The organism is bacterium (assembly GCA_037128595.1).
In the GTDB taxonomy this organism is placed as follows: domain Bacteria; phylum Verrucomicrobiota; class Kiritimatiellia; order CAIKKV01; family CAITUY01; genus JAABPW01.
This window is the reverse complement of sequence record JBAXWB010000012.1, coordinates 65,100-90,017: the sequence shown is the minus strand read 5'-3', so window position 1 is coordinate 90,017 and position 24,918 is coordinate 65,100. Positions and strand designations below refer to the sequence as shown.

The following is a 24,918-nucleotide window of genomic DNA, read 5'->3' as shown; positions in this document are numbered from 1 at the left end:
TAACTGAACGAAAAAAGGAATAGATAGCAATGAATACACGTCTTGCAGTTTCGATGATTCTTGTGGGTGCCATGGCCGTTTCAATGACCGGTTGCAAAGGCTTGTTTGGCAAGAAAAATGCCGCCGGCACCGGTGTCTCAGACGTAAACGTCGTCGACCCGACCCTTGGGGATGGACAAAATGCCAACCGTATCGGCAGCGGTAGCGGCCAGATTGTCGACGCCCAGCTTTCCGCGGTTCAATTTGCTTTTGACAGCGCACTGGTGGACGCAACCGAACGCGCCAAGGCGGAAGCCGCGGCCAGCTATTTGAAGGCCAATTCCGGCACGTTTGTGACCTTGGAAGGTAATTGCGACGAACAGGGCAGCGCGGAATACAACATGTCGCTTGGCGAACGCCGCGCCCAGGCCGTACGCACCTACCTGATGAACCTCGGGATCGACAGCACCCGCATCCAGACCAAGAGCTTCGGCAAAGAGAAGCCCAAAGATCCCGGTCACGACGAAAAGGCCTGGTCGGTCAACCGCCGCGTTGAATTCGTTGTGATGAAGTAATCCCGCGCTCCTGCGTCACGAGAAGCCCCGGTCTAAAAACCGGGGCTTTTTTATTGGCTGAATCCATGATAGGGTCAATCCCACTATGAGCTTCGGTATGCCTATGCTTGCGATCTTCGGCGATATTGGCGCGGGAGAAGTGCTCGTCATTCTTGCGGCCATCCTGATTCTTTTCGGCGGCAAGGGACTCCCCGCCATGGCCCGCAAGCTTGGGAAAGTCACACACGACCTCCAGAAGGCCACTCACGATTTCAAGAAACAACTCCTCAGCGCCGACCCACCGCCCCCGACAGAGCCGTCCCACCCCCCCCCTGTTTCCCCGGATCAAGATGCAGACAAATCATAACGAGCTTCCTCAGGAAGAAACCGCCAAACCCTTTCTCCAACATCTCGATGACCTGCGAAAGGCCCTGATCTGGAGCGCAGTGGCCGTTTTTGCCGGCATGGGAGTGGCCTGCGCCTTTGCCCCCCTCTTTTTCAGGATTCTCAAACGTCCCCTGATCGGAGTGGTGGCGGACCCTGATGCCTTCATCCGCACACTGGACGTCACCGGCGGCCTGTCTGTCGCCATGCAAACGATTGTCTGGGGCGGCCTCCTGTTCAGTGCGCCGGTAATTCTTTTTTCCATCTGCTGGTTTGTGTTCCCCGGCCTGACCCGGCGCGAACGTCGCGCCCTGCTGGGCGGCCTCCTCTTTGCGGCATGCCTGTTTATTGGCGGCGTGACCCTCTGTTATTTCCTGGCCCTGGGTCCGGCACTGGCCATGATGCTCTGGGTGAATGACTGGCTCGGGATCCGCGTCGACTACGTCACCGTTACCAGTTACACCGGCTTCGTGCTCAAACTCATGTTGAGCTTCGGCCTCACGTTTGAGTTACCCGTGATCCTGCTGGTCCTGGGCCAATTAGGCATCATCAATGCCGGACAACTCCGCAACAAACGCCGTCATGCCATCATTATTATTCTGATCCTGGCCGCCATCATCACCCCGACTCAGGATCCCTTCAGTCAATTGATTCTTGCAGGCCCGCTCATCGCTCTCTATGAACTCTGCATCTGGCTGATCTGGTTCCGTGAAGAAAGTGCTTGAGCGAAAACGGGCTTAGGCCTAGCATGGTCCCCGTGGTTTGCAACTTCCAGGGTAATGGTGCGCTATGGTAACAGTACGAACAATCAAACTGAAACGAAGCTCTCAAGCCTACGGCGATTCCGGTGGCTCAGGCAATCTGGCCTCTCCCGCGGCACCGGAGAATGTCCCCGTCCCGGAAGGCGCCTCCCCATCCGCTGACCCGGAAGTCCCGGCGTCCACCCCTATTGCCCAGGCGCCCGCTCCCGCAGTGGCCAAACCCAATACCGTTCCGGGAAAATCCACGGTCTGGTTCATGCTGATCTCCCTTTTTGCCGTCCTCGGGCTCCTGATCATCCTGGGGCTTCAATATTCGGAAATGTCATTTTTCAAGATTGCACCTTCGGTCTGGTTGCCTGGCAAATAAATCGAGCCCGGAACACCTGCCGGGATGGTTTACGGGGGGGGATATGAAAACACGTTTGACACTCGTTTTGCCCCTCCTTGCGTTGGCCCTGACCACCGGATGCCGGCATCTGCCGCCCCAGCCCCAGACGGCCGCCACACCTTCAACCAACTCCTTGACATCGGCCGCAGCGGCGGAGGATGAAGCCTATCGTCAGGTGCGCATCCTTACCAAAACCATGTTGCTCGTCCGGCAAAATTATGTGGATGAATCCAAGGTCAGCTATTCCAACCTCGTCTCCTCCGCCCTGAAGGGGATGCTCCAGTCGCTTGATCCGTTCAGCCAGTTCCTGGAACCCGTCGCCTTCAAGGAGCTTCAGGAGGAAACTCAGGGGAAATTCGGGGGGCTCGGCATTCAGATCAGTATCAGGGATAACGTCTTGACGGTGATCAGCCCGATTGACGACACCCCCGCCTATCGCGCGGGAATCCTGGCCGGCGATAAAATTGTCGAAATCAACAGCAACAAAACCGATGCCCTGGACATGCGGGAAGCCATCTCGCGCCTGCGCGGCCTCCCGGGCACCCCGGTTTCCATCAAAATCCTGCGTGGCGGGGAGTTTAAGGAGTTGACCCTGACTCGCGAAGAAATCAAAATCGCCAGTGTCAAAGGGATCCGCATGCTGGATGAGAGTATCGGTTATATCCGGATTACCGAATTCAGCACTCCCACCGGCCCCGCCCTCCGGAAAGCGGTGGAGGAACTCCTCGCCAAAAACATGAAAGCCCTGGTGCTGGATCAGCGGAATAATCCAGGGGGCCTGCTCTCCTCTTCCATTGAAGTCAGTGAATTGTTCCTGCCCAAAGGCACCCCGATCGTCTCCACCCGCGGCCGGGGTACCATGACCAGCCAACCGACCGCCAAAGCCGGCGGCCCGGTCCACTACACCGGTTTTCCCATGGTGGTGCTGGTCAATGGCGGTTCCGCCAGTGCGGCGGAAATTGTGGCCGGCGCCCTGCACGACAACAAGCGGGCGGTCCTGCTGGGAGAGACCACCTTCGGCAAGGGCTCAGTCCAGAATATCATCCAGATCGAGGATGGTGCAGCGGCACGGATCACCACCGCGCATTACTACACCCCCAGCGGCCGCTGTATTCACGAGAAGGGGATTGAGCCGGATATTTCCGTGCCGGTCCCGCCCGAGGAGTGGCAGCAGGTGCAGCTCAAGCGGCTGTCGCTCGAAAGCCCCGCCCTGCTGGATCCCAAGTTCAAGCCGGCCGATCTCGACAAAGTCACCGACCGCCAACTGGACCGGGCGATTGACCTGATCAAGGGACTCCTGATCTTTCAGAATCTGAAGCGTGAAGGATAACATGAACCTCCTCGGCATCGAGACCTCTTGCGACGAAACGTCGGCCGCTGTTGTTCGTGACGGGCATACGGTGCTTTCAAGCATCGTGTTCACCCAGATTGCCCAGCACCGGCCCTATGGGGGCGTGGTACCTGAAATTGCCTCACGCATGCATGTCGAGCATCTTCCGGAAGTGATCAACGAAGCCATCCACACCTCCGGTCTCAACTGGTCCGACATCGATGGCATTGCCGTCACCAACGGGCCCGGACTTGCCAGCTCCCTGCTGGTCGGCCTGGCAGGGGCAAAGGGGCTGGCGCTCCGGCTCAATAAACCCCTCCTCAGCGTTAATCACCTGGAAGCCCACATCTATTCGATCTTCCTGGACAACCCGGAGATCACGCCGGAGTCATTGGGCCCCTTTCTCGCCCTGATCGTTTCCGGGGGCCACACCTGCTTCATTCAAGTGGACCGCATTGGTGAGTATCGCCAACTGGGGCGGACCGTGGATGACGCGGCGGGGGAAGCGTTCGACAAGGGGGCCAACCTGCTGGGCCTGGGCTATCCCGGCGGGCCCGCCATCGATCTCGCCGCCCGCTCAGGCCAGCGTGAGTTCGTCCGGTTTCCCCGGGGACTCATCCACAAACTCCACGCCCGCACGCCGGATCTCATCCCGAAATATTGCGTCAGTTTCAGCGGCCTGAAAACCGCCCTGCTCTACCATATCAAGGCGCATCCCCTCGGAAGCGGCCCCGATGCGGACGTCAATAACCTGGCCGCCAGCTATCAGGAAGCCATTGTGGACACATTGCTCCACCGCGCCTCCCATGCCGCTGATACCGCCAAGGTCATGGCCGTCGTTGGCGGCGTATCCCTGAACAGCCGACTCCGTGAAAAATTCACGGCACTGGCCGAAAAGAAACACTTGCGCCTGATCCTCGCCAAACCGCGGTTTTGCACGGATAACGCCGCCATGGTTGCCGGCCTGGCCTTCCATAAAATGGCCGCACGCCTGCCTTTGGATCAGGCCATGGCACTGGATGTCGACCCCAATCTGGGCATCGGAGCGCCTTAGTCATGAAATGGCTGAACCCGACCGCCCTGCGAACCACTGGCCTCCTGCTGTTCCTCACGCTGGCAGGAGCTTGCGGGGCCAGTTGGTTTGACGGAGACTCCGGCAAGATCGTGGTCGTGCAAGGGACCTCCTCCCTGATCGATCCCTCAGAAAAAGGTCAGGCCGCGCGACTGGCGACACACATCGATACCTGGCTGACAGAGGCCGGGGCCCCCCATAAAGTGCTGACGGATGAACAGGTTTCATCCTGGCGCCTCTGGAGAACACGCGTCGTGATTCTCCCCTACAACCCGCATCCCTCCCCCTTTGAGCTCAAGGCGTTCCAGGAGGTGATCCACGCGGGCGGTATTCTGGTGGTGTGCTACGGAATGGATGCGTCCCTCGCCTCATTGATGGAAGTCAGATTGGGGCCTTTTCAGCAGGCCAGGACCAACACCCAGTGGGCTTCCTTTGAATTCGATCGCACGTCGCTACCCGGCCTCCCCTCACGGGTGTTTCAATCCTCACAACACCTCATCCCTGCGTTCCCCGCTTCCGGCACCGCGCATGTCATCGCCACCTGGCTGGACAGCCGGGGCACCCGCACCCCTGAGGCCGCCTGGATCCGGAGCAAGGCCGGGTTCTGGATGAGCCATACTCTTCAGCCGGGCGATGACGAGGCAAAACGCCAGATGCTGCTGGCCATGCTGGCCACGGTGATGCCCGATATCTGGACGCAGGCGGCAGAATACTGCCTTTCCCTGCGACGCCCCTTCGGCGAATACGAAAGCCTGAAAGCCGCCTGCCGGACCCTTGGGCGTCCCCTGCCGCCCCGTCTCAGCCGGGGTCAAGACGGGGAGGCCTATACGGCAGCACAAGCCTGGCTGAGCGATCTGACGCAACTCTATGCCCGGAGCCATCTCACCAACGCCTTCTCGCTGAGAGGCATCTGGCTCGACGAAGGCGCCGTTCAGTCCGCTGACATGTGGCCAATGATCGAGGCAAGTCTTATGCGCCAGAAGCTGAATACGATTTTTATTCATGTGGGAAATCCGCTGACACTGTCCCCTCCCATTTCCCCTCACGCCTCATCCCGCCAAAGCGGGAGCCCCCTCCCCGAAAAAGCAAAACTTGCGCTCCATGCGTGGCTGAGCTGCATGAATCTTGAAGGCACCCCCCCAGATCAATTGAAAACCCTCCGGAGCCAGAATCGCCTGCAGGTTTCAGATACAGGCGAACCGCTCGACTGGCTCTGCCCATCCCACCCGGAAAACCGCTCCTTGCTGGCCGGAGTCGCTAGCCGGTTGGCTCAAGACCCCACCTTCGCCGGCGTTCACCTCGACTACATCCGCTATATGAACAGCCACTCCTGTTACTGCCCGGGTTGCCACCAGCGTTTCGAGCAGTCACTGGGGCGCCCTGTCCTCCAATGGCCGGAGGACGTCCGCTCCGGCGCTCTGACCCCGGTCTGGCAGACCTGGCGGGCCGCTCAAATATCAGCCTGCGTGGACCTCATGAGCCAAGCCATCCATGACACGAATCCCGATCTTCAGGTCTCCGCCGCCGTTTATGGAGCCACTCCGGCCTGTTTCGCCTCAGTGGGCCAGGACTGGCCCCTCTGGCTCCGCCGGAATGCGGTGAATTTTGTCTGTCCCATGAATTACACCTCAGACCTCCATGCATTTCAGGCACTGCTGAAAACCCAAGGGGCCCTGGGCCTCACCAGCCGCATCTATCCGGGAGTGGGCCTTACCTCCTCCCAATCCCGGCTCTCCCCCGATCAGGTGACGGTCCAACTTATTCAGGTCCAAAATGCAGGCTTTCCGGGCTTTGTCTTATTTGAGTATAATCCGCGCATGACCACGGACCCGTTACCGTATCTCCAATCAATGGAGGGCGCCGCTCTGTCGGCGCCGGTTTTGACAGAGAAAAACCCTCCATTCAGTAACAACAAATGATTCCTATGAGAATGACACCCCCCCCTTTAAAATTCAAAGCCTACGTCTTTTTAGCGAGTTTCCTTTTTTTCACCGGTATCTCCTGGAGCGCCGAGAAGCAGGGCGGCATCGTGATTCAGTTTGACGACGGCTGGAGCAGTTGGGCTACCCTCATCGCGCCGGAACTGAAAAAGGCCGGGGGCGTTGCCACCTGCTTTGTCAACAACCAGAACCTGCGCAGCGGCCGCATCACCCTCGAAGATCTGCTGGCTCTCCAGAACACCTACGGCTGGGAAGTCGGGACCCATACCTGGCATCATCTCAACTCACCCGCCTTTGTCCGTAAGAATGGGATCGATCGCTGGCTGAACGAGGAATTCAATAAGTCGGTAAGTGAGCTGCGCGCGGCAGGGCTCACCATCAACTCCATGGTCTTCCCCTTTAACATGTTCGACAAGAAACTGACGGAAACCGTCCAGCCACTCGTCGAAACCTACCGCCGGACCGAGCGCCTGTCATTGGCCACCGGCGTCAGCGCGGATAAATCGGTGCCCGGCACCGCCATGGACATGGCCCACTACGTCCCGGTCGATCTGCTTAAACAGTGGATTGACATGGCGGCCGACCGGAACAAGTTGCTCTTTCTCTATGGGCACCGTATCCTACCTGACAGTGATTTTGCCACCGGCACGGTGGTGTCCGTCACCAGCACCACCCTTACCGCGGCGGTGGCGGTGACACTCCCTCAAGGCACGGATCTGGTACTGGCGCCTGACGTCACTCGCCGCGCCATCACCGACTTTTTCAACATCGTCAAGGTGACCGGGACCGTCATTGAGGTGGATCGCGCGGATTTAGCGGCTAACACCCGGCCAGGCGCCCAATTTCTGATCGGGGAAGCCTACAGTACCCGGCTTTCTGACTTCCGGAGTCTGGTGGAATATGCCGCCTCCAAAGTGAATTTCTATACGCTTCACGACGTTGCCTCCGGGAAGCCGTCCGACTCCTACAAACTTCGCCCGAACGCGAGATGAATGCCAATGTCGGCACTGTTCTGGAACACGGCGACATTTTCAACTACCGCCAGCTCCAACGCGGAATCATGCCCCGCCCGCCACTTGACGCCCGCGCTCACTTCATGGCTTGGCTCCGAGAACGCGTAGTAATCCTTGGCGACAGGCGAACTGATTAGGTATTGCACCAACAGGCAGAACGACTTCGACCACTGGTATTCCAACCCCGCCAGTCCCGAGAACTGTTCATCGCGGAACTCGATCACCCCGATGTTATCGGAGTCACAATACTGGAAGCCCAGTCCCAGGAATGAAATGAACGAACTCCCGCCCAACCGCTTGGAGGCCACCGAACTGAGCGCAATGGCCGGGGCCCCCATTCCCCGCAGTTCCTCCTGGTCTCCGGAGGGCAGAAACACTTCACCTTGCACCGTAATGGCCGGCCGCACACGCGTCCCCTCAGTGATCCGCATGGCGACAAACGCCGACACATCCCCGATTCCCCAGGACTCTCCCTCCGCCACAGGATAAGACTCCCCCTTCGCATTGAGGATAATCCGTGATTTGTTCTGGGGGAAACTATCGCGTTCCCCATTACCCAGTTTAAAGGCGTTATGGAAACTTTCGATGGTGGAATCCGCAAACCCACCCGTCCGGCCGATAATCGGCACGGCCAAACCGACCGACAAGGTGTCTTTCAAGGCATATGAATACCTGAGACTGCTGCGGATCCACTCGCCGTCAATCATGAACTCGTCAGGTTGGTAATTCCAAACGTTCCCCCAATGGAAATCGAAATCAAGCCGCTCCGCCCCCTTGGCCCCCAGCACCGGCAGTACAAAAATCGAGGAAGGTCGCAGAATATGCCCCGGCGACAAGGAGGGGGCCGTTAAATATCCAAGCCCTGTATTATCGCCGGGATCGGAACCGGACCCGCTGAACACAGGGCTGGCGTTCCCGCTGCGACCAAGGCAACCCATGCATAGCATGGCACCAAGCCGTAAGCTCAACACCCATAAAGGCTTCCTGATGAAGGCAATATTCATAGACCTTTGCTTCCCCAGCCCTCCTCTCAGAAAGAGATATCACACCGCTATAGCCCCCACAACGCAAAACACTCCAGAAAACCAGGAGGTCAATAATTATATTGACGTTCCCCACAAGAATATCATAGAACACCAACACTTTTCTGAATCTTAACAGATTCCCTTTGTTGCGGCACAACCTACTCCACATCTAAATCGAGCCTTTCATCATTCACAAACGTCAGCAGTGCGCCCCACAGGCATCGGTCCCTTTCTCCTCTATGATCAAAATTGCATTAACCGGCGGGATCGCCTGTGGAAAAAGCCTGGCCGGGGAAATGATGCGGGCGCGCGGCGTTCCCGTATGTGAGACGGACGAGATCGGCCATGAGATTCTGGAGCAGGATGAGTCTGTCAAAGCGGCCTTGATTAAGGAATTTGGAACGGCCGTGGTCAGCGCGAATGGGCAAATTGACCGGGCCGCACTCGGGAACTGCGTGTTTGCTGATCCCGAGCGAAGGCTGGCCTTGAACCGGCTGACCCATCCGGTGATTCTGAAACGTCTGGATGACTGGGTGGTCCGTCAGGCGGCAACCGCCGACTGTGTGATCGCCATCATTCCGCTGCTCTATGAAATCGGGGCGGAAAAAGCATGGGACAAAGTTATTTGCCTAGGAGCCCCAGCGGCAGAGCAGCTCAGTCGATTGACAGGGCGCGGGCTCTCTCAGGAGGACGCCCTTGCCCGGATCGGGGCACAAATGAGCCAGGCCGAGAAACTGGAGCGGGCCGATTTTGTTATTTATAATTGCGGCAGTAAGTCATTGCTGGAGAAGCAGGTAAATCAGGTATTGCGGATCATCCGCGGAGAGTAATTATGGACGATAGACAACCGACTTCAAACAGACCCCCCGATTCAGGCAGACCGGACTCAGGCAGACCAGATCGTCGCCGCAGCGGCGGAGGCGGCGGCGGAGGCCACCGCAGTCGTGGCGGGCGGCCCCAGCATCGACGCCCCCCCAATCCGGACATGATGATCGATCGCCCCCCCCAACACCTGCCCCCCCCTCAAGCTAATGGCTCAGGGCTCCCGCAAGATCAGCCTTCCCTGCCCCTCACCGCCGGTGAATATCAACCCGCCGCCGGAACGGCGCCCGGACAATCCACGGAAGGGCATCCCATGCCGGATGTGGGCGGACACCCGCCTTCGGCCCCCCGCCAACAGGGAACCCCCCAATCCCTGAACCTGTCGGATCTTCAATTGCGTCCGGTTCCCGAACTCCATCTCATGGCGGAAACCTATGGGCTCATTGACCTGGGCGCCCTGCGAAAACATGAGTTGATTTTCGAGATCATGAAGGCCAATGGCCGGCTCAACGGGACCCTGCACGGCAAAGGCGTTCTGGAAATCCTGCCAGATGGCTTCGGATTCCTCCGTTCGCCCTATTACAACTATCTGCCCTGCCCTGAGGATATCTACGTTTCCCCCTCCCAGATCCGCCGTTTCGCCCTGCGAACCGGTGATCTGGTCGAAGGCGAAATCCGGGCCCCGAAAGACAAAGAACGGTTTTTCGCCCTGGTCAAGGTGGACAAAATCAATCTCGGCGAGCCTGAAAAGTCGAAGGGCAAGGTTCCCTTCGAGAATCTGACCCCGCTTTTCCCGGATCGCCGGTTTATCCTGGAACGGGAGCCCAGCGAAGTCTCGATGCGCGTCATGGACCTCTTCACGCCCATCGGCATGGGCCAACGCGGCCTGATTGTCGCACCGCCCCGTACCGGGAAAACGGTTCTGCTCCAGAAGATAGCCAACAGTATCTCGACCAATCATCCCGAGGCCTACCTGATCATCCTGCTCATCGACGAGCGCCCCGAGGAAGTCACCGACATGGAGCGCACCACCAAGGCGCACGTGCTCAGCTCGACCTTCGACGAGCCGCCAGAGCGGCATGTCCAGGTCGCCGAAATGGTGATCGAAATGGCCAAGCGCATGGTGGAATGCGGCAAGGATGTCTGCATCCTGCTCGACAGCATCACGCGTCTGGCCCGCGCCTACAACACCCTGCAGCCGCACAGCGGCAAGATTCTCTCGGGTGGTGTCGACGCCAATGCCCTGCACAAACCCAAGCGCTTCTTCGGGGCGGCCCGCAACATTGAGCACGGCGGCAGCCTGACGATCATTGCCACGGCCCTGGTGGATACCGGCAGCCGTATGGACGAGGTGATCTTCGAGGAGTTCAAGGGAACCGGCAACATGGAACTCTGCCTGGACCGGACCCTGGTGGACAAGCGGATCTTCCCGGCGATCAATGTGGAGAAATCAGGAACTCGTAAAGAGGAACTCTTGCTCCATCCCGATGAGCTAGGTAAGATCTGGATTTTGCGTCGTGCTGTCAACGGCCTTCAGCCGGTGGAGTCGATGGAATTGATTGTGAATAAATTGAAGAAAACCAAGAGTAATGCCGAATTTCTGATGGCGATGAAAGAATAAGGGAGCATAGAGAATACTTATGAAAGTAATAGTTGAACAGATCGGGCCCTGCCGTAAAGCATTGCGCATTGAAGTCCCGACCGAACAAGTGACCGCCGAATACCAGCAGGTCATCAAATCCATTGCCGCCCGCGCGCGCATCCCCGGCTTCCGCCAGGGCAAGGCTCCGGCGGCCATTGTCGAAAAACAGTTTTCCAAGGACGCCCTTGAGGAAACCCGCGAACGCCTGGTTCCGATGGCTTATCAGACGGCGCTCAAGCAGGAGAACCTCACGCCGGTCTCCGTGGTGGACGTCAGTGACGTTCAGATTGCCAAGCAGCTGCCCCTTTCCTTCAAGGTCACCGTGGATCTGATGCCTGAATTCGCGCTCCCCCCCTACAAGGGCATCGCGATCAGCAGCCACACGATCGAGGTGAAGGAAGAGGACATTGAACAGGTACTTACCAGTATCCGTGACCGCAGCGCCCATTTCGAGACGGCTACCGGCCGGGCGGCGAAAAAGGATGACGTTGTGGAAATTGACTACAATGGCACCTGCGGGGGCCTTCCCCTGAGCGAGGTGGCTCCGGACCGCCCTGAACTGGCTCAAGGCAAGGATTTCTGGGTCCTGCTTTCCGACAATATGCCGGAATTCCTGCCGGGCATTAAAGCCCAGCTCGAGGGGATCGAAGTCGGGCAGACCCGCGAGGTCACCATCACGTTTCCCGCCGATTACCGCGCCAAAACCGTGGCAGGGAAGTCCGCGCTTTACTCCATTACCGCCAAGGGCATCCGGGAACGACATTCCCCGGAACTGACGGATGAGTTCGCCAAGACGGTGGGCGCCGAGTCCGTCGCCGACCTGCGCGTCAAGGTGAAGGAGAACCTGATCGCCACCGCCACCCAGACCGAAACCAACCGCCAGAAGGACGAGATCGTCAAGTGGGTGATGGAACATACCCCACTCACCGACCTGCCTCAGTCGCTGGTGGAGGAAGAAGCCCGTCACATCATTCAGGACGTGGTTCAGGAAAACATGCGCCGCGGCGTCAGCAAGGATGATATCGAGTCACACCGTGAAGATATCTTCAACCGCGCCGCGCAGTCCTCTTCCGAGCGCGTCAAGGTCAACTACATCCTCAACCGCATTGCGGAGGAGGAGCAGATCACCGTCACCGAAGCGGACATGGAAAAACGCTTCAGCGAAATGGTGAACCAGTACGGACAAAGTCCGGAAAAACTCAAGGCGGACATGGAAAAACGCGGCGCCATCGAAACGCTCCGCCGGAACCTGCGCCTTGAAAAGGCCGTGGACCTTCTGCATGCGGCCGCCACCATCACCCCGGAATGATCAAGGAGATCCCTATGCAAACCACCCATCAAATGTTGGTACCCATGGTCGTCGAACAGACCGGCCGGGGCGAACGGGCTTATGACATCTATTCGCGTCTGCTGAAAGACCGGATTATCTTTATCGGCAGCGGCATCGACGACGATTCCGCCAGTCTGATCATTGCCCAGATGCTGTTCCTGCAAAGCGAGGACGCCGAGAAGGATATCAGCCTCTACATCAACTCACCGGGCGGCTCGGTCACGGCCGGTATGGCCATCTATGACACGATGCAGTTCCTGAAGTGCGACATCGCCACCTATTGCATGGGCCAGGCGGCCAGCATGGGGGCGATCCTGCTGACCGCAGGGGCCAAGGGGAAACGCTTTGCCCTGCCCAATGCCCGCATCATGATCCATCAGCCTTGGGGCGGCGCCCAGGGCCAGGCCACCGATATCAGTATTCAGGCGAAGGAAATCCTGCGCCTGAGGGATCGCCTGAACGATATCCTGGCGTTCCATACCGGCAAACCACTGGATGTGATCGTCAAGGACTCTGACCGGGATTTCTTCATGTCCGCCGAAGAGGCCAGCGTTTACGGACTGGTGGATTCGGTCCTGGTTAAAAACGTCAAATCCAGCACCAAGAAAAAATAAACCGGTATGGCAAAATCAAAAAACAGTGAGCCCACATGTTCGTTCTGTGGCCGGCCGGCCCACGACACCGGCAACCTGCTAGCCGGCCCTAACGATGTCTTCATCTGCCAGAACTGCTCAAAACTCAGCCAGGACATGTTTGAGAAGAGCAGTAAGGATGGCAAGGGTGACGCCGCCCCGGCCGCCGCGCCGGCCCCCAAGAAAGAAAAGCTCCTGCCGGCCCTGAAAATCCCGAAGCCGCACGAGATCTATGATTATCTCAATCAGTATGTCATTGGCCAGGATCAGACCAAGAAGGTGCTGTCTGTCGCGGTTCACAACCATTACAAGCGCCATCAGCAGGACTCCCATGCGGAAGCCCAGAAGGCCTTCAAGGATGTGGAGATTGAAAAAAGCAACATCCTGATGATCGGACCGACAGGCACCGGCAAAACCCTGCTCGCCCGTACGCTGGCGAAGTGTCTTGATGTGCCGTTCAGCATTTCCGACGCCACCACCCTGACCGAGGCGGGCTATGTCGGCGAGGATGTGGAAAACGTTCTCCTGCGCCTGATTCAGGCGGCCGACGGGGACATCGCCAAGGCCGAACGCGGCATTATCTATATCGATGAAATCGACAAGATCGCCCGTAAAACCGAGAATGTCTCCATTACCCGGGACGTTTCAGGAGAAGGGGTTCAGCAGGCCTTGCTGAAGATTATTGAAGGCACCACGGCCAGTGTGCCACCCGGTGGCGGTCGCAAGCACCCCCAGCAGGAATATCTCAAGATCAACACCGAGCACATCCTGTTCATCTGCGGAGGCGCGTTTGTGGGAATGGATGACATCCTCCGTCGCCGCCAGCACAAGCAGACGCTTGGCTTTGCAGAGCCTGAAAAGAAAAGCGCGGCGGAACTGATCAATACCCGGATTGAACCGGAAGACCTGATGCGGTACGGCCTGATTCCCGAGTTTATCGGACGTCTCCCTATCGTGACCATGCTCAATCCGCTGACGGAGGAGGATCTGGTCCGGGTTTTGGTGGAACCCAAAAACTCGATGATCCGCCAGTACCAGAAGCTGATGGCGATGGAAGACGTCAAGTTGACCTTTGCCGAAGCCGGCCTGAAAGAACTGGCCCGGATCGCCGCCAAAAAAGGAACCGGCGCACGGGGTCTGCGGGCCATCCTGGAGCACTTGATGCTCGAGGTGATGTTCGAAGTCCCCAAACGGGGTAATGTCCGCGAATTCAACGTCACCAAGACGATGGTGGTGTCGCAGCGCGTCTCACTGGATGCCGTCGCGGAATCAGTGGCGTAAGAGCGCCGCCAGACGTTCCCGCAGGTGTTGTTCCAGTCGCCGCACGGCGGCCGGATCCGCCGCGGGAATGCCGGGCAACGGCAGTTCCCTGCCGAGCGCCTGGTATTTTTCCGCCGCCAACCGGTGATACGGGAGCAGTTCCACGCGTTGGATACAGGTGAACGGCGCCAGGAGAACGGCCAGTTTCTCCATCACTTCCACCGTATCACTCCAGCCGGGAATGACCACATGCCTGATCCACACGGCCTGCCGCTGTGCTTCGGCCGCATTGAGAAGCGTCAGGGCCGGATCCAATCCGCTCCCCGTCAAAGCCCGGCAGAGCACGGGATCCGGGTGTTTGATATCCAGCAGCAGCAGGTCTGCCAGTGCGGCCGCCTCCAGCGCCGCAGGCGTGGAACAGATCCCGCTGGTATCGATGGCCGTATGAATGCCGACCGCACGACAGGCGCGTAACACCCCCGCGACCGCCGCCGGTTGGGCCAGGGGCTCGCCGCCGGAAAGCGTGACGCCGCCTTCCGGCCCGAAATAGGGGCGCGTCCGCTCGATCGCGCGCATGAGTTCTTTCAGACTGACCTCCCGCCCTCCCTCACCACACTGGGTGTCGGGATTCTGACAATACAGGCAGCGCAGGGGGCAACCCTGGAAAAAGATCACACACCGGACGCCGGGGCCATCTACTCCCCCCAGCGTCTCGATGCTATGAATACGACAGGTGGTCATTACAGGGTGGTATGAAAGGTGCGCGCAATCACCTCATCCTGCTGTTTGCGGCTCAGGCGGGTGAAGTTGACGGCATAGCCGGAGACACGGATGGTCAGCTGGGGGTAGCGTTCGGGATGCGCCTGGGCATCCAGCAACTGATCCCGGTTCAGGACATTCACATTGAGATGATGCCCCTGCTGCCCGAAATATCCATCCAGAATGCTGATCAGGTTGGAGGCCTGAACCGGTGCCCTGGCGCCGAGACTGTCAGGCGTGATGGTAAAGGTGCAACTGATCCCATCGCGGCAACTGTCATAGGGAATGCCTGCCACAGAATTCAGTGAGGCGAGCGCACCGTGCCCATCCCGGTCATGCATGGGATTGGCACCCGGCGCAAACGGTTTCCCGGCGGCCCGTCCATCGGGCGTGGCCCCGGTCGAACGGCCATACACCACATTGGAGGTGATGGTCAGGATCGAAAGGGTGTGCGCCGCGCCCCGGTAGGTGGGATGCTTCTTGAGTCCTTCCTCAAATGACTTCACCAGGGCGGTCGCCATTCCATCGACACGCGGATCATCATTGCCGTAGCAGGGGAAGTCGCCGGCAATGGTGAAGTCGACCGCAAGACCACGGGCATCACGGACCGGCGTGACACGGGCATAGCGAATCGCACTGAAACTGTCGGCCATCACGGAGAGTCCGGCCAGACCAAACGCCATCAAGCGTTCCACATCGGTGTCATGCAGACTCATCTCCAGCTTCTCGTAGGCATACTTGTCATGCATGAAGTGAATGATGTTCATGGTGTTGACGTAGTTCCGGCAGAGCCAGTCGCAATAGAATTGGAACTGCTCCATCACCTGCCCATACTCCAGCGGGGCCCCGGTCAGAAGCGGCCGTACCGGCGCGATCTGCGCACCGGAGTGCTCATCGCGCCCGCCGTTGATGGCAAGCAACAGGACCTTGGGCAGATTACAGCGTGCGCCGAAATACTGCATCTGTTTGCCGATCCGCATGGCCGACACGCAGCAGGCGATCCCGTAATCATCCCCGTAGCGGGTCCGCATCAGTTCGTCATTTTCATACTGGATGGAGTCCGTCTCGATACTGACCCGGGCGCAATACCGGCGAAACCCTTCCGGCAGGCGGGGCGACCACAGGATGGTCAAGTTGGGCTCAGGCGCGTGTCCCAGCGTGTAGAGGGTGTTCAGGAACCGGAAACTGGTACGCGTAACGAGCGTGCGTCCGTCCTCACCCATTCCCCCCACGGCTTCGGTAATCCACATGGGATCCCCGGCAAACAGTTCGTTGTACTCCGGCGTACGCAGTTGACGGGCCATCCGCAACTTCATCACGAAATGGTCAATGATCTCCTGGGCCTGGCTTTCCGTGAGGGTGCCGCGGCGAAGCTCGCGTTCAAAGTAGATATCGATAAAGGCGCTCACGCGCCCGAGGGACATGGCGGCGCCATTCTGCTCCTTGATCGCACCCAGGTAGGCGAAATATATCCACTGGACCGCCTGCTGCGCCGTGCACGCAGGCCCGGCGATATTGAGCCCATAGGTGGCCGCCATCTCCTTGAGTTTCGCCAGGAAATCAATTTCCTTCCAGAGCTCTTCACAGCGCCGGATGGTCTCTTCGGTCATCGTCGCGGCGGAAAGGACATCCTTGTCCGCCTGTTTCGCCTCCATCAGCGCATCCACCCCATAGAGGGCCACACGCCGGTAGTCGCCGATAATCCGGCCCCGGCCGTAGGCATCTGGCAATCCCGTGATATACCCGTGCTTCCGCAGGCTGAGCATGGTGTCGGAATAGACATGAAACACCCCATCGTTATGAGTGGTCCGGTAGGCACAGGCCTGTTCAACGTCAGGCCCCAGCTTATAGCCATAGGCTTCGCAGGCCTGGCGCGCCATCCGTAACCCGCCAAACGGATTAACCCCCCGGCAAAGCGGCTTTTCAGTCTGCAATCCCACAATGCACTCGTTTTCACGATCCAGATAACCCGGCTCATAGGTCAGCAGGGAGGAGATGGCGTTGACATTGATATCCAGAACGCCCCCTCGTTCAGCCTCCTGCCGCAACAGCGCCTCAAACTTAGCATTCAAGCCTTGCGTCCGGGCGGTCGGCCCCGCGAGAAAGGACTCGTCGCCCTCATAGGGAGTCACATTGTGTTGAATGAAATCGCGGACTTCGATGGTTTGTTGCCATGGGCCGGGAGTGAATCCTTGCCACGCCGTTTGACTATCTGTAGTTGTTTTCACGCTGAGCACGCTCCTTGTCTCAATGACTATTTTCAGGGTGCCCAGGCGGTCGGCAAGAACACGATACAGTCCCTTGTGGTGGTCCCACACGCGCTTTAAAGCCGCGTTTCCGCCAGTCCTGTATCGCCAACGGGGTTAACTATACGAAGTTTCAGGATCAAATGTCACCTAAAATTATCCTGAAAGCCGCGCCTTCAATGCCCGGTAGTCTGTTTTCCCGGTTCCAAGCACGGGAATTTCAACGATTTTATGGATCATTCGGATATTGTGGATGGGCGAGAGGCCAGCCGCCTTGATCTGATTATTGACGTCTTCCCGATCGAGATCACGGGTGGTGAAGAGCACCAATTCAGGATTCAACTCAACCGGCGTGGCCTCTACAGCCAGAAGCGGCTTGTCATCAGCCGGTGTCCCATAATGCCGGCCCAGCACCTCTTCAATGGCGGGTAATGACACCATCTCGCCCCCCAGCTTAACAAACCGTTTTAAGCGTCCGGCAAAGATCAGCGTTCCGTCGGCCTGCCGCTTGACCAGATCCCCTGTGCCATACCATGACTTTCCGTCAAACTCCACAAAGGGACTGGCCCCCTCATAGTTCAGGTATCCGCCAAAAATACTGGGTCCCCTCACGAGCAATAATCCAGCCGACCCGACCGGGGCAGAGCGCCCCGACTCAATGTCCTGGATCGCCGCCTCCACCGACGGCAACACCTTCCCGATGGTTCCGGGCTTGGGATCATTCTCGTCGTTGGCTGAGACCACGGGGGAACACTCCGTAATGCCATAGCCTTCAATGAGCTTCATGTGGGGCCACTGCCGCTTCACCCATTCATAGGTCTGTTCCGGGCATTTCTCAGCCCCGGAGATCACGGCACGCAACGAATCCAGTTCATGATGTTTAACCGAGCGGAGAATCCCGTTCAGGAAAGTGGGGGTTCCCACCAGCATCGTAATCCGATAGGCCTCAATGAGCCGGGCCAGAATGGCCCCCTCCGTGGGGTTCGGATGATAGGCCACCGGGATGCCACTGCAGAGGGGCAGCAGCATCGTGCAGGAGAGGCCGAAGGAGTGAAAGGGCGGAAGAATACCGACCAGCCGGTCGGTCGGCATGAACTTGAACACGACGCACAGATCGCGCATATTGGCCAGCAGGTTGGCATGGGTCAGCGGGACCGCCTTGGGCGTGCTCTCGGAACCACTGGTAAACAGGACCACCGCCGTATCGGGAACGGCGACCGTCGCCAGCTTCCGGCGCCATCCCCATCGTGCGCCCAGCCAGGCCTGCAGTTTGTCGCCGGCCCCGATCCTGGCGCCCAGCTGTTCCATCAGGACAAAACGGGACTTCAACTCGCCCAGGCTCCCCGATTGGGCCTCGATCTTCTGCACGACCAATCCTGCGGTCAACACGGCCTTCACCCCCAGCAGATCCAGGGAGTGCGTCATATTCCTGACCCCCACCGTCCAATTGACCATCACCGGGATTTTCCCGGAAAAGAGCGTCGCCAGATAGAGCACGCCAGCGCCGGCAGACGCCGGCAACATGATGCCGACATACTTTCCCGGAAGCCGCTCGATCTGCGGCCGCAAGGCCAGAATTCCGGTAATGAGGTCACGATAGCTCTTCACTCCACTCGTCTGATCCGCCAGCACCACCCGGTCCGGGCCGAGTGCCGCCTGAGCGAGAAAAACGGCGGCCAGCGTGTCACCCGGCGGAAGGGTGGCCCGGTCCGGCACCCCTGCCGCAACCGAAAACCATGACGGGGGAATGGGCTTGAGCTCCACTTTCCCGTGCGCGGCAACATGGCCCCGGGCCGCCAGCAGAAGATCCCCAACCGTCTCCATCGCCGCCGAATCCCCGACTGCAAACCCGAACTCCGATTCCACCCATAAGCCGAGATCGACCAGCGAGAGGCTATCGAGATTCAGATCCCGTGACAGCGAATCCTCAACCCGGATGGCTGAACGTCCGCTCAGTTTCTGAAGATGCTGAATCACCAGCTCCCAGGTGGCCGCAGGAACCTCGTCCAAATCCGCCTGATTCACCTCATTGACCGGTTCGGACATTTCGCGAGCCGCCCCTTTTTCCCAGAGGGTATACGGCACATACCAGGCGGGCGGCGCCTCCTGATTATACACCCCCTCAAGATACCGGTTCATCACCGCGCGACCGGCGCCACGGGGGAAATCGGCAGGTTCGGACAGCGCAATGTCAACCTTGCGGCGTGGAGAAAAGAAAAGCCCGTTGGCGAGAAGTGATCGGGCGGCCTTTATGCTGACTTTCCCCAACGCCGGCGCGCACCCCGTCGCCCGGCTGAAGGAGCTGCCCCACAGCCCGCGGGTCCGCACCAGGACCACCCGCACCTCAGGGAGCCGCGCCAGAATGGTCTCAACCGCACTGGCGCCGGCCAGGTTTTCATAACGCTGACGGGCGATATGGCCGGACGGATAGAGCAGGAGATTGCTCCCGTTCTTCAAGGCCTGAATACAGGTCTCCACGCCGTCCTCCACGGCTTTACGGCTGGCCTCCCCGTACACGGCCGGATCAGGAATGGTAATCGCCTGGATCTGACCCGCCAACCACCGGACACCGGGCCGGTTCACCTGATCCTGATCCGCCAGCGGGCGGGGCCGGAACCGAGGATAAAGCCGCGTCATCAAAATGACAGGATCAATGAGGGCGGGATGATTCGGCAGAAACAGAATCCCGGTTCTCCCGCGCCGGGAAATATCACATAGGCCTTGCACCCGGACAGAATAACGAAGCTTAAGCAGCCATGAGGCCCATTCAAAAATTAATGAGGTAAACACCGATGTTGCTCCCCGCTACATTAACCCCCGACTGTTTCCTGCTGCTTCCGGAATAAGACGAATAGCACCCCGGAAATCACAAGCGAAGCCAGGCCCATCACGCCAAAGGCGGAGGTCGGCCGTAAATGCGCGTTAAGGTAATTAGAGAGAAGTCCGGACGAAAGGATCCCAATGAATACAATAAAGTTCACCGCTGAGAGCACGGCCCCCTTCCTCGCAACGGGGGGCCGGATTTGGAGGAAACTTTCCATGGGAATAAGAATCCCGCCCCCAAAACTACCTAACAGAAAAATCAGCACAAAAATCACGGGACGGTGGATGTTCCCGGGCAGAAAGGGGACCCCAGCCATGGCCACCATGACCAAAGACATGGCGAGGCAAAGCGGCCAGACGACCCGATACCAACGGCCAATGGGAACCAACCGGCTACTGATCACCCCCCCGGCGGCAAGCCCCACCAACTGGCCCACAATCAGATAACTGGTCACTGTTTTGCTCATATGAAACTGATTAATCCCCAGGGGATTGATGATCAGAATCCCAAGAGACCCGACAAGCCAGACAAAGACGTTCGTGAAAATCGTAGTGGCGAGCAACGGATCCTTACGGGTGGCGAGCAATTCTCGAATCGTGTGCACGGGCCCATTCCAGGGAAACTTCAATACCGGATTTGCGGCGGGCCGGTGCGGCACCCCATAACTCACAATCACCCCCACCAAGGCCACACTCACCACTGTGATGGCGACCAGTAAGCGGCCGGCATCAACCCCCCACCAAAACCCCTGCCGGTCCAGCATAATCCCCGCCACCGCCACCCCACCCAAAATGGCAAGGGTCACCAGCATTCGCAGAATTCCGTTGGCGCGAGTGACAAACCGCTCGGGATAGAGATCGGGAAGCGATCCATTCATGGCGGGACTGAACAAGGTAGCCTGGAACCCCATGATAAACAGCATCGTGAAAATTAGGGGCGAATCCCCCATACAGATACCCACCGCACCAAACAGCATCGCCAACAACTCCAGCCACTTGGCCGCGATCACCACATGGCATTTGGCAAACCGATCCGCACACCACCCCGCCGGAGCGGCAAAAAGAATAAAGGGAAGGGTAAAGACACTCAACGCATACCCCTGCATTTCATTGTGGCCGGTCGCAACAAACAACACCAACGCGGCCTGCTTGAAGAAGTTATCGTTAAAGACACCCAATCCATAGGAAGAGGCCATGCAGGCAAACTGGCCCCGCGCATGCCGGAGAATAGCGGAATCACTTTCAGGAACGTTTTCTTTATTCATCAGGCGCGAGTATGTATAATGCAAGCAAGGGTTTCAATCACGATATGAAATTATTCGACGCCCATTGTCATTTACAGAACGCCCGGATCTTCCCGTTCCTGGATGACGTCATGTCACGCGCGACTGAGGCCGGGGTCATTGGCCTGATGTGCTGCGGCATCAGTGAGGCGGATTGGCTCTTGCTGCCCGATATCGCCCATCGTTTCCCCCAGGTCCGCCTGTCGTTCGGCCTTCACCCCTGGTATATGGGCGATCGTTCAGACCGCTGGCTTGACACTTTGAAAAGGGTGCTCGCCATGACCCCCTCCGCCGTCGGGGAGATCGGGCTGGATCACGTCCTGGATAAATCGACCTTTGCGGACCAGGAGTCCGTTTTTCTGACCCAATTGCATCTGGCCAATGAACTCCAGCGGCCGGTGACCCTCCACTGCCGACGCGCCTGGGGGCGAATGATAGAGCTATTGGATGAGAAAGGCTGGCCGGCCTACGGCGTCGTGCTTCACTCCTATTCGGGCCCCAGTGAACTGATCCCACCGCTGGTCCGGCGCGGGGCCTTCTTCTCCTTTTCCGGCGCCATCACCTTTGACCGGAATCTCAACGGCCGGGAGACCGTCAAGGCGGTCCCGCTGGATCGGCTTTTGATTGAAACCGATGCCCCTGATCTCTGGCCAAACCTGAATCAAGACCGCTCCGCATTCAAAGACATTACTGGGAAACCCGTGAACGAACCCGCGAACTTAACGCTTATCGCGCAAACGGTTGCCGACCTGAGGGGGCTGCCCGCCGAAGAGTTAGCGGCGATCACTTTCCAGAACGCCACCACTCTATTCAGCTAACCGGTGACTTTGGCGCCGACTAAGCGGCGCCCTCCATTTCCTGCCTCTGGGCGCGGTCTTTCTACCATTTCTTCCGGATGGGGATTCCGGCCGCAATCAATTCCTTCTTGATTTGAGGGATGGTATATTCTCCCGTATGGATCATGCCGGCAATGATGGCGGCATCGGCTTTCCCGATCGTGAACGCATCGACCAGATGTGACGGGGTCCCCGCCCCACCAGAGGCCACGACCGGGATCCGGACGGCCTCGGCAATCAACCGCGTCAGCACGAGTTCAAACCCCGTCCGCATCCCGTCCGCATCGACTGAATTCACGACAATCTCACCGACCCCCAGATCCTCCGCCTGTTTCGCCCACGCCAGGGCATCCAGACCGGTCCGCTCACGAAAGCCCCGGGTCGTGATCTCATACCCGCTGGGAAAGCGGGGGTCATTCTCCACCCGCACGGGATCCATTCCCAACACGATGCACTGGGACCCGAAGGCATTGGCTCCATCGGCAATAATCTGCGGATTCACCACCGCCAGGGAATTGACCGATATTTTTTCGGCACCGGCCAATAGCACCCGCGACATATCCTCCAGGTTGGAGATTCCCCCGCCGACCGCGAAGGGAATATGGATGGCCCGCGCCACCTCCCGGACCATCTCAATATCAATCGGCCGCCGTTCAGCAGAGGCGGTGATGTCATAAAACACCAACTCGTCGCACCCGTTCTCATAATATTGTGCCGCGAGCGCCACTGCATCGCCCAGGACCACATTATTCTGGAATTTGACTCCCTTGGTGACTTTCTTGTTCCGCACATCCAGGCAGGGAATGATTCGTTTCGTCAGCATGTTCCGTCCCATCGGCTAAAATTTTCGAACACTTTCAACCCGACCCGTCCGGATTTCTCAATGTGGAACTGGGTAGCCACGAGGTTATCGCGCCCCACAACGGAGGTGAACTCCACTCCCGCATACGCGGTCACCCCCACACAGTCACCCGGATTCAGGGTCATCGGATAATAACTGTGAACAAAATAGAACTCGGTTTCGTCTTCCACGCCGGCAAACACCGGATGCGTCCGGCGGAACTGCACGGTATTCCAGCCGATCTGCGGAACCTTATCGGCAGGATTGACCGGCCGGAACAGCCGCACCTGACCGGGAATAAAGCCCAGCGTGGGCGTGCCGCCATCCTCCTCGGAGCGTTCAAACAGCACCTGCATTCCGACGCAGATACCAAGGAAAGGAGTGCCCCTGGCCACGACCCGCTGAAGCACATCCACCAGATTCAAATCAGCCAAATGCCGCATCGAGGCGCCGGCGGCGCCGACCCCGGGAAAAACCACCCGGTCCGCCTGAAGGATCGTCTGCGGGTGGTCGGTAATGACCGCCTCCACGCCAATCGCTTCAAACGCCAGCTTCACACTGGTCAGATTTCCCGCCTTGTAATCCACAATCGCTATCATGTGCGCCCTTTCCAACCCCCCTACTTGCATTTCGGGGGCCATAGTCTTATCCTATGGGCCGCTCTTGTCGAGAAAGAGTTTTAACAAAAGGAACGCCCTATGATCAGTACAGTTGCACGGTCTATTGTCATCCTGGCTCTTGCCGGAAGTGTCGCCCTCCGGAGTGATGCCGCCCCCCTTCACAACGCCATCAAGGAGCAGGACCTCGCCAAGGTGCGCCTGCTGCTTAAAGGTGCCGACACCAACAGCCTGAACGCCCAGGACGCCAACAACACCACGCCCCTGATTCTGGCCGCCATCCAGGGGCATCTGGATATCGTCAAGGAACTGGTGTCCGCCGGCGCGGACGTCAATCTGGCCACCGAAGGGGGCTTGACCCCCTTGCATTGTGCCGTGAACAAGGATTTTCTTGAGATGGCGAAGTATCTCATCAAGCAGGGAGCCAATGTCAACGCCATCACGGCCAAAGGGTCCACCTCGCTCCATTGGGCGGCCTTCAATAAAAACTACACCCTGTGCAAACTCCTGATTCAAGCTGGTGCCAACGTCAATGTGAAGGCGGCGACCGGGTTTACCCCGCTGCACTGGGCGGCCTACACCGATGCCGCTGATATTGTCACGCTCCTGATCACCCACGGGGCGGACCTGTCCCTCACCGATAATAACAACCAGACCGCTCGGGCGGTTGCCGAGGAACGTAACGCCAAATCCGCCCTCGAAGCCATGAATCCCCGGAAACCATCCTTCATGGCGGGCCTTTTCAACCATTCGAAGGAAACCGGCAAAAAAACCGCCCCGCCCCCGGAAGCGATTACCCCGCCTGCCCCCGTTAAAGCTCCGCCGCCGGTGGTGCCGGCCCCGGCTGAACCGGAAGGCAAAATCACAAAAGAATTCAAAAGCGGAGCCCGCTACACCGGCCAGCCGGTCAGCCTCATTAAACGGTACGAAGGCGAAATCATCTTTCCAGATGGCTCCCGTTACACAGGCCAGTTCCTGGCGAATAAACGGGATGGACAGGGCAAATTGACCCTCCCCAGCGGGGCGCAATATGAGGGACATTGGCTGAAAGATACCCGGAATGGATTCGGAACCGAGACGTTTGCCACTGGCGATCAATACAGCGGCCAATGGCAAAACAATATCATGCAGGGCGAGGGAACCTACACCTTCATCAACGGCGGCCAGATTACCGGCCAATGGAAAAATGGACATCTGGCCACAGGCCATGGCTCCTTTAAATTCGGGGAGAGCGATCAATACAACGGCGACTGGAAGGACGACATGATGCATGGCGAAGGCACCTACATCACCTCCGGCGGCACCAAAACAACCGGCTACTGGCAGAAAAACAAGTTTATGGGCCCTCAGCCCCCGGCCCGGTAGGTCATTATTTTGCTCT

The 24,918-nt window shown here is 58.6% G+C and carries 22 protein-coding genes and 1 riboswitch; of the genes, 15 read left to right on the top strand and 7 right to left on the bottom strand.

The window, feature by feature from the left end:
* The first annotated feature begins 29 nt into the window (after positions 1-29).
* The 8 genes from WCS52_09310 to WCS52_09275 all read left to right on the top strand — a co-directional run bounded on the left by WCS52_09310 (position 30) and on the right by WCS52_09275 (position 7,400).
* Positions 30-554, top strand: a complete 525-nt coding sequence (locus WCS52_09310; GenBank protein ID MEI6167380.1) for an OmpA family protein — start codon at positions 30-32, stop codon at positions 552-554.
* 97 nt (positions 555-651) lie between these two features.
* Positions 652-900, top strand: a complete 249-nt coding sequence (locus WCS52_09305) for a twin-arginine translocase TatA/TatE family subunit (protein ID MEI6167379.1) — start codon at positions 652-654, stop codon at positions 898-900.
* Positions 884-1,642, top strand: coding sequence for a twin-arginine translocase subunit TatC (gene tatC, locus WCS52_09300; protein MEI6167378.1), 759 nt, complete (start codon positions 884-886; stop codon positions 1,640-1,642). The genes WCS52_09305 and tatC overlap by 17 nt, the downstream gene beginning before the upstream one ends.
* 64 nt (positions 1,643-1,706) lie before the next feature.
* On the top strand, positions 1,707-2,045 hold the full coding sequence (locus WCS52_09295) for a hypothetical protein (protein ID MEI6167377.1): 339 nt from the start codon (positions 1,707-1,709) through the stop codon (positions 2,043-2,045).
* 43 nt (positions 2,046-2,088) lie between these two features.
* A complete protein-coding gene (locus tag WCS52_09290) occupies positions 2,089-3,396 on the top strand; it encodes a S41 family peptidase (GenBank protein ID MEI6167376.1) in 1,308 nt (435 codons plus the stop codon).
* A gap of 1 nt (position 3,397) precedes the next feature.
* Positions 3,398-4,450 (top strand): tRNA (adenosine(37)-N6)-threonylcarbamoyltransferase complex transferase subunit TsaD, encoded by a 1,053-nt coding sequence (gene tsaD, locus WCS52_09285; GenBank protein ID MEI6167375.1) that lies wholly within the window; start codon positions 3,398-3,400, stop codon positions 4,448-4,450.
* A 2-nt stretch (positions 4,451-4,452) separates the two neighbouring features.
* Positions 4,453-6,387, top strand: coding sequence for a family 10 glycosylhydrolase (locus WCS52_09280; GenBank protein ID MEI6167374.1), 1,935 nt, complete (start codon positions 4,453-4,455; stop codon positions 6,385-6,387).
* Between the two features lie 11 nt (positions 6,388-6,398).
* Positions 6,399-7,400 carry a polysaccharide deacetylase family protein gene (locus tag WCS52_09275; GenBank protein MEI6167373.1) on the top strand — a complete coding sequence of 334 codons (1,002 nt, stop codon included), beginning with the start codon at positions 6,399-6,401 and terminating at the stop codon, positions 7,398-7,400.
* Here the strand turns inward: WCS52_09275 and WCS52_09270 are convergent.
* The gene (locus WCS52_09270; protein ID MEI6167372.1) at positions 7,373-8,425 is read right to left on the bottom strand and encodes a DUF3187 family protein; all 1,053 of its coding nucleotides are present in this window, start codon (positions 8,423-8,425) and stop codon (positions 7,373-7,375) included. The two genes, WCS52_09275 and WCS52_09270, sit on opposite strands and share 28 nt — an antisense overlap.
* Before the next feature lie 260 nt (positions 8,426-8,685).
* On the opposite strand from WCS52_09270, the gene coaE reads away from it, so the two are divergent.
* The 5 genes from coaE to clpX all read left to right on the top strand — a co-directional run bounded on the left by coaE (position 8,686) and on the right by clpX (position 14,153).
* Positions 8,686-9,276: a dephospho-CoA kinase gene (coaE, locus tag WCS52_09265; GenBank protein ID MEI6167371.1), complete on the top strand. Its 591-nt coding sequence runs from the start codon at positions 8,686-8,688 to the stop codon at positions 9,274-9,276.
* Between the two features lie 305 nt (positions 9,277-9,581).
* The gene (gene rho / locus WCS52_09260; GenBank protein ID MEI6167370.1) at positions 9,582-10,889 is read left to right on the top strand and encodes a transcription termination factor Rho; all 1,308 of its coding nucleotides are present in this window, start codon (positions 9,582-9,584) and stop codon (positions 10,887-10,889) included.
* A 19-nt stretch (positions 10,890-10,908) separates the two neighbouring features.
* Positions 10,909-12,219 carry a trigger factor gene (gene tig / locus WCS52_09255; GenBank protein MEI6167369.1) on the top strand — a complete coding sequence of 437 codons (1,311 nt, stop codon included), beginning with the start codon at positions 10,909-10,911 and terminating at the stop codon, positions 12,217-12,219.
* 14 nt (positions 12,220-12,233) lie between these two features.
* Positions 12,234-12,854 carry an ATP-dependent Clp endopeptidase proteolytic subunit ClpP gene (clpP, locus tag WCS52_09250; GenBank protein ID MEI6167368.1) on the top strand — a complete coding sequence of 207 codons (621 nt, stop codon included), beginning with the start codon at positions 12,234-12,236 and terminating at the stop codon, positions 12,852-12,854.
* A gap of 6 nt (positions 12,855-12,860) precedes the next feature.
* Positions 12,861-14,153, top strand: a complete 1,293-nt coding sequence (gene clpX, locus WCS52_09245; protein ID MEI6167367.1) for an ATP-dependent Clp protease ATP-binding subunit ClpX — start codon at positions 12,861-12,863, stop codon at positions 14,151-14,153.
* Here clpX and pflA read toward each other — a convergent pair.
* The 4 genes from pflA to WCS52_09225 all read right to left on the bottom strand — a co-directional run bounded on the left by pflA (position 14,142) and on the right by WCS52_09225 (position 21,225).
* Entirely contained in the window at positions 14,142-14,873 is a 732-nt protein-coding gene (gene pflA, locus WCS52_09240; protein MEI6167366.1) for a pyruvate formate-lyase-activating protein, read from the bottom strand. The genes clpX and pflA overlap by 12 nt on opposite strands.
* Positions 14,873-17,119: a formate C-acetyltransferase gene (pflB, locus tag WCS52_09235; GenBank protein MEI6167365.1), complete on the bottom strand. Its 2,247-nt coding sequence runs from the start codon at positions 17,117-17,119 to the stop codon at positions 14,873-14,875. The genes pflA and pflB overlap by 1 nt, the downstream gene beginning before the upstream one ends.
* Positions 17,120-17,151: 32 nt before the next feature.
* Positions 17,152-17,249, bottom strand: a riboswitch (ZMP/ZTP riboswitch).
* A 44-nt stretch (positions 17,250-17,293) separates the two neighbouring features.
* The gene (locus WCS52_09230) at positions 17,294-19,927 is read right to left on the bottom strand and encodes an AMP-binding protein (protein ID MEI6167364.1); all 2,634 of its coding nucleotides are present in this window, start codon (positions 19,925-19,927) and stop codon (positions 17,294-17,296) included.
* 20 nt (positions 19,928-19,947) lie between these two features.
* Positions 19,948-21,225 (bottom strand): MFS transporter, encoded by a 1,278-nt coding sequence (locus WCS52_09225; protein ID MEI6167363.1) that lies wholly within the window; start codon positions 21,223-21,225, stop codon positions 19,948-19,950.
* Positions 21,226-21,269: 44 nt separating this feature from the next.
* Between WCS52_09225 and WCS52_09220 the strand changes: the two genes are divergently transcribed.
* On the top strand, positions 21,270-22,061 hold the full coding sequence (locus tag WCS52_09220) for a TatD family hydrolase (GenBank protein MEI6167362.1): 792 nt from the start codon (positions 21,270-21,272) through the stop codon (positions 22,059-22,061).
* Positions 22,062-22,122: 61 nt separating this feature from the next.
* Here WCS52_09220 and hisF read toward each other — a convergent pair whose 3' ends face one another.
* Together hisF and hisH are read right to left on the bottom strand one after the other, a co-directional pair.
* Complete coding sequence (gene hisF / locus WCS52_09215) at positions 22,123-22,902, bottom strand: imidazole glycerol phosphate synthase subunit HisF (GenBank protein ID MEI6167361.1); 780 nt, start codon at positions 22,900-22,902, stop codon at positions 22,123-22,125.
* Positions 22,896-23,519 carry an imidazole glycerol phosphate synthase subunit HisH gene (gene hisH / locus WCS52_09210; protein ID MEI6167360.1) on the bottom strand — a complete coding sequence of 208 codons (624 nt, stop codon included), beginning with the start codon at positions 23,517-23,519 and terminating at the stop codon, positions 22,896-22,898. Before hisH ends, hisF begins: the two co-directional genes overlap by 7 nt.
* A gap of 99 nt (positions 23,520-23,618) precedes the next feature.
* On the opposite strand from hisH, the gene WCS52_09205 reads away from it, so the two are divergent.
* Complete coding sequence (locus tag WCS52_09205; protein MEI6167359.1) at positions 23,619-24,902, top strand: ankyrin repeat domain-containing protein; 1,284 nt, start codon at positions 23,619-23,621, stop codon at positions 24,900-24,902.
* The last annotated feature ends 16 nt before the right edge of the window (positions 24,903-24,918 follow it).

What these genes read in the sequence shown, in the direction of transcription:
- WCS52_09220 (MEI6167362.1), top strand. Translation starts at nt 21,270, where the DNA reads ATGAAATTATTCGACGCCCATTGTCATTTACAGAACGCCCGGATCTTC.
- WCS52_09225 (MEI6167363.1), bottom strand. Translation starts at nt 21,225, where the DNA reads ATGAATAAAGAAAACGTTCCTGAAAGTGATTCCGCTATTCTCCGGCAT.
- coaE (MEI6167371.1), top strand. Translation starts at nt 8,686, where the DNA reads ATGATCAAAATTGCATTAACCGGCGGGATCGCCTGTGGAAAAAGCCTG.
- WCS52_09310 (MEI6167380.1), top strand. Translation starts at nt 30, where the DNA reads ATGAATACACGTCTTGCAGTTTCGATGATTCTTGTGGGTGCCATGGCC.
- WCS52_09280 (MEI6167374.1), top strand. Translation starts at nt 4,453, where the DNA reads ATGAAATGGCTGAACCCGACCGCCCTGCGAACCACTGGCCTCCTGCTG.
- WCS52_09275 (MEI6167373.1), top strand. Translation starts at nt 6,399, where the DNA reads ATGACACCCCCCCCTTTAAAATTCAAAGCCTACGTCTTTTTAGCGAGT.
- hisF (MEI6167361.1), bottom strand. Translation starts at nt 22,902, where the DNA reads ATGCTGACGAAACGAATCATTCCCTGCCTGGATGTGCGGAACAAGAAA.
- tig (MEI6167369.1), top strand. Translation starts at nt 10,909, where the DNA reads ATGAAAGTAATAGTTGAACAGATCGGGCCCTGCCGTAAAGCATTGCGC.
- clpP (MEI6167368.1), top strand. Translation starts at nt 12,234, where the DNA reads ATGCAAACCACCCATCAAATGTTGGTACCCATGGTCGTCGAACAGACC.
- WCS52_09270 (MEI6167372.1), bottom strand. Translation starts at nt 8,425, where the DNA reads ATGAATATTGCCTTCATCAGGAAGCCTTTATGGGTGTTGAGCTTACGG.
- pflA (MEI6167366.1), bottom strand. Translation starts at nt 14,873, where the DNA reads ATGACCACCTGTCGTATTCATAGCATCGAGACGCTGGGGGGAGTAGAT.
- tsaD (MEI6167375.1), top strand. Translation starts at nt 3,398, where the DNA reads ATGAACCTCCTCGGCATCGAGACCTCTTGCGACGAAACGTCGGCCGCT.
- tatC (MEI6167378.1), top strand. Translation starts at nt 884, where the DNA reads ATGCAGACAAATCATAACGAGCTTCCTCAGGAAGAAACCGCCAAACCC.
- WCS52_09205 (MEI6167359.1), top strand. Translation starts at nt 23,619, where the DNA reads ATGATCAGTACAGTTGCACGGTCTATTGTCATCCTGGCTCTTGCCGGA.
- hisH (MEI6167360.1), bottom strand. Translation starts at nt 23,519, where the DNA reads ATGATAGCGATTGTGGATTACAAGGCGGGAAATCTGACCAGTGTGAAG.
- WCS52_09295 (MEI6167377.1), top strand. Translation starts at nt 1,707, where the DNA reads ATGGTAACAGTACGAACAATCAAACTGAAACGAAGCTCTCAAGCCTAC.
- clpX (MEI6167367.1), top strand. Translation starts at nt 12,861, where the DNA reads ATGGCAAAATCAAAAAACAGTGAGCCCACATGTTCGTTCTGTGGCCGG.
- rho (MEI6167370.1), top strand. Translation starts at nt 9,582, where the DNA reads ATGCCGGATGTGGGCGGACACCCGCCTTCGGCCCCCCGCCAACAGGGA.
- WCS52_09305 (MEI6167379.1), top strand. Translation starts at nt 652, where the DNA reads ATGCCTATGCTTGCGATCTTCGGCGATATTGGCGCGGGAGAAGTGCTC.
- WCS52_09290 (MEI6167376.1), top strand. Translation starts at nt 2,089, where the DNA reads ATGAAAACACGTTTGACACTCGTTTTGCCCCTCCTTGCGTTGGCCCTG.